Origin of the sequence: Sphingomonas sp. (genome assembly GCF_035555815.1) — a bacterium.
GTDB lineage: Bacteria > Pseudomonadota > Alphaproteobacteria > Sphingomonadales > Sphingomonadaceae > Sphingomonas.
The window spans coordinates 1-3,568 of record NZ_DATMGG010000090.1; the positions used below are offsets into that span (position 1 = coordinate 1).

General features: G+C 68.3%; 5 protein-coding genes and 1 tRNA gene. 1 reads left to right on the forward strand and 5 read right to left on the reverse strand.

Annotated elements, in window-relative coordinates; translation table 11 throughout:
• Positions 1–81 precede the first annotated feature (81 nt).
• Positions 82–804 (reverse strand): queuosine precursor transporter, encoded by a 723-nt coding sequence (locus VNR91_RS05165; protein ID WP_325489713.1) that lies wholly within the window; start codon positions 802–804, stop codon positions 82–84.
• A 58-nt stretch (positions 805–862) separates the two neighbouring features.
• Here VNR91_RS05165 and VNR91_RS05170 point away from each other — a divergent pair.
• Positions 863–939 (forward strand) — tRNA-Arg (locus tag VNR91_RS05170).
• A 190-nt stretch (positions 940–1,129) separates the two neighbouring features.
• Here the strand turns inward: VNR91_RS05170 and arfB are convergent.
• From arfB to VNR91_RS05190, 4 genes are all read right to left on the reverse strand, one after another.
• On the reverse strand, positions 1,130–1,537 hold the full coding sequence (arfB, locus tag VNR91_RS05175; protein ID WP_414712377.1) for an alternative ribosome rescue aminoacyl-tRNA hydrolase ArfB: 408 nt from the start codon (positions 1,535–1,537) through the stop codon (positions 1,130–1,132).
• Entirely contained in the window at positions 1,527–2,174 is a 648-nt protein-coding gene (locus tag VNR91_RS05180; RefSeq protein ID WP_325489714.1) for an RNA pseudouridine synthase, read from the reverse strand. The genes arfB and VNR91_RS05180 overlap by 11 nt, the downstream gene beginning before the upstream one ends.
• A gap of 195 nt (positions 2,175–2,369) precedes the next feature.
• Positions 2,370–2,972, reverse strand: a complete 603-nt coding sequence (gene wrbA, locus VNR91_RS05185; protein ID WP_325489715.1) for an NAD(P)H:quinone oxidoreductase — start codon at positions 2,970–2,972, stop codon at positions 2,370–2,372.
• 80 nt (positions 2,973–3,052) lie between these two features.
• On the reverse strand, positions 3,053–3,568 hold a 516-nt coding region (locus tag VNR91_RS05190), incomplete at its 5' end, for a pirin family protein (RefSeq protein ID WP_325489716.1).

Sequence of the window (3,568 nt, forward strand, 5' to 3'; positions counted from 1 at the left end):
CCAGCCCGACGTAGATGTGCAGCGCGTCCTTGGCCAGGTGGACATGGCCGATCAGCCACAGCTTCGCCGCCTGGAGCGCGCTCATACCCGCGCCGAAAACGGCGTGAAGTTGGTGTCGCGGTCATAGACGTCGACGCCCTCGCGCCGTTTCAGGAAACCGACGATCACATAGGTGGCCGGGGTCAGCACCACCTCCCATCCCACCTTCAGCGCCCAGTTGGTCACCATCACCGTCGCCACCTGCCAGGCCGGCCACACGCCCAGGAACGCCAGCGGGTAAAAGATCAGGCTGTCGACACCCTCGCCGAAAATGGTCGACCCGATCGTCCGCGCCCACAGCGCCCGCCCCTCGCTCCACACCTTCATCCGCGCCAGCACGAACGAGTTGACGAACTCGCCGGCCCAGAACGCCGCGACCGACGCCAGCACGATCCGCGGCACCTGCCCGAACACCGATTCATAGGCGGCCTGCCCGGTCCAGCCGGCGGCGGGGGGCAGCGCCACCACCACCCAACTCATCAGCGCCATGAACAGCACCGCGACGAACCCGGCCCAGATGCACCGCCGCGCCCGCGCATAGCCGTAGACCTCGGTCATCACGTCGCCGATCACATAGGAGATCGGGAAGAACAGGATGCCGGCGCCAAAGGTGAAGCCGGCGACGCTCGCGACCTTGCCCGCGCCGATGACGTTCGACAGCAGCAGGATCGCGACGAACGCGGCCATGACGAAATCGAAATAGCGGAAATGTCCGCCCGTGATCGCGCGCGCGTCGACCGCCGCTGGTGCCGCCCCGTGGTTCATGGCGCGAACTTATGAAGCCGGTATCGCGCCCGCGCAATCCGCGCTAATCGGCGCGCGGGCGCCCGTAGCTCAGCTGGATAGAGCACATGCCTTCTAAGCCTGTGGTCGTTGGTTCGAATCCAACCGGGCGCGCCACCTTTGTCGCATCGCGCGCGACAAACGGTTGAAACGCTATCGCCGTGACTGGAAGCGCGGCCTGATCGAGTGCGAGAACCGCTGTGGAATGACCTCGGTATCGTCCCCGGGGCTGGGGCCGCTGCTATCCTCACGCGCCGGCGCGGGGGCTCCGGTACGGCGCCGGGGGACGGGAAAGGCACGGTAGCGCCTACTCCACCCGCACCTTCCCCCGCCCGGCCTTCACCGCGCTACGGCCCTTCTTGTCGTCGACCCGGCGTGCCTTGGCGGCCTTGCTCGGCTTGGTCGCGCGGCGTTTGGCCTGCTGGACATGGGCCTCGGCGATCAGTTCGGCGAGGCGGGCGCGGGCGTCGTCGCGGTTGGCTTCCTGCGTGCGGAAACGGCGGGCGGTGATGAGCAACTCGCCGGCGGCGGTCAGCTTGGTGCCCGCCAGCAGCTTCAGCTTCTGATAGGCGAACGGCGGCAGGCCCAGCCGGAACACATCGACGCGCAACTGCACCGCGGTCGCCACCTTGTTGACATTCTGTCCGCCGGGGCCGGTCGCGGCGAGGAATTTCTCCTCGACGATCGCCTCGGCAATGCGGTCCTCAATCGACACCCGCGAAGCCTTCGAACCGCGCGGGCAGCGGCGCCTCGGCGTGGACGTCGGGCTTGCCGGGGCGCGGCAGGCGGATCTCCGCGGCGTGGAGCAACAGATACGGCCCGGCCCGGCCATAGACGCGATCGCCGACGATCGGATGGCCCAGCCCCTCGGCGGCATGGACGCGGAGTTGATGGGTGCGGCCGGTTTCGGGGATGAACTCGACCAGCGCGCGGCCGTCCTTTTCCTCGAGCAGGCGCCAGCGGGTGATCGCCTTCTTGCCGTTGGGGCGGCCGGTCATCCGCCAGCCCTCCTCGCGCGTGCTGACCTTGGTCAGCGGCAGGTCGATCGTGCCATCTCCACCCTCCGGCACGCCCTCGAGCACCGCCAAATAGCGTTTGGCGACCTGCCCGGCCTCGAACGCCTGACCGAACCGTTTCATCGCGCCGGGATTGCGCGCGAGCAACAGGCAGCCACTGGTATCGCGGTCGATGCGGTGGACGGGCTGCGGCGGGCGCTGGAAGCCCATCTTGAGATCGTCGAGCATCGCCTCGACGCTGGGCGAACGATCGCGCGGGCGGTCAACCGGCAGGCCGGCCGGCTTGTCGAGCACGATCGCCTCGCCGTCGAGGAACAGGATATGGTCTGCGAGCATGGCGGCGCTATACATGCTGGACAGCGGCGACGAAATTCGTTTCCGCTGTCCATCGCGCCAGGTCCGATTGCCGACGAGACGCCGTTCGTACTGAGCGTATCGAGCACCGCCCTGCTTCCTCACAGAGAAGAGGGACGGCCCTTCGACACGCGCAGGGCGAACGGGGATGGGGCGTGGTGAAGCCCCCCCGCGACCTTAACCGGCAAGCTTGGCGGCGACCTCGGCGATGCGGCGGCCCTGATAGCGGGCGCCGGCCAGCTCATCGGCGTCGGGCTGGCGGCTGCCGTCGCCGCCGGCGACCGTGGTCGCGCCATAGGGCGCCCCGCCCCGCACCTTGTCGACGCCCATCTGGGCGGCATGACCGTAATCGAGGCCGACGATGGTCAGGCCGAAGTGGAGCAGGTTGGTGATGATGCTGAACAGCGTCGTTTCCTGCCCACCGTGCTGGGTCGCGGTCGACGTGAAGGCGCCGGCGACCTTGCCGTGGAGCGCGCCGCTGGCCCACAAGCCGCCGGCGGTATCCCAGAACGCCGCCATCTGGCTGGCCATCCGGCCGAACCGGGTCGGCGCGCCGACGATGATCGCGTCATATTCGGTCAGCACCTGCGGCCCGGCGATTACCGGGTGCGCGGTGTCGGTCTTGAAATGCGCGGCCTCTACCACCGCCTGCGGCGCGGTTTCGGGCACGCGCAGGATGTCGACCTGTGCGCCTGCCGAGCGCGCACCCTCGGCGATGGCGTCAGCCATCTGCTCGATATGGCCGTAGGACGAATAGTAGAGAACCAGAACCTTGGGCATTGGATGCACTCCCTGACGGATGATGGTGAGAAAAAGGGTGGCCGCCGCTCCGGGGGGGAATGGAGCGACGGCCTGGGGGATTATTCGCTGTCGACCAGCACGATCTCGGCATCGTCGATCGCGGTGATGGTGACGGTCTGGCCGCCACCGATCGCCGCGCCGTCGCGCGCTTCGAACCGGTCGCCGTCGATGGTGATCGCCCCGACGGCGGGGACGAGATAGGCGTGGCGCCCCTCGCCAACGTCATGGGTGACGCTCTCACCCGCCTTCAGCGTGGCACCGAGCACGCGGGCATTGGCCCGGATCGGCAGCGCGCCGTCATCGTCGAAGCCCGACGCCAGCGTCACGAACCGGCCCGAACGATCACCCTTCGGAAACGGCTTGGCGCCCCACGACGGCGATCCGCCGGTACGGGTCGGCTCGATCCAGATCTGGAACAGCGTCGTCGTCTCCGCCTCCAGGTTATATTCGGCATGGCGCACGCCGGTGCCGGCGCTCATCACCTGGACGTCGCCAGCGCCGGTGCGGCCCTGGTTGCCCATCGAATCCTGATGGGTGATCGCGCCCGTGCGGACATAGGTGATGATTTCCATGTC

What these genes read in the sequence shown, in the direction of transcription:
- VNR91_RS05165 (WP_325489713.1), bottom strand. Translation starts at nt 804, where the DNA reads ATGAACCACGGGGCGGCACCAGCGGCGGTCGACGCGCGCGCGATCACG.
- VNR91_RS05180 (WP_325489714.1), bottom strand. Translation starts at nt 2,174, where the DNA reads ATGCTCGCAGACCATATCCTGTTCCTCGACGGCGAGGCGATCGTGCTC.
- wrbA (WP_325489715.1), bottom strand. Translation starts at nt 2,972, where the DNA reads ATGCCCAAGGTTCTGGTTCTCTACTATTCGTCCTACGGCCATATCGAG.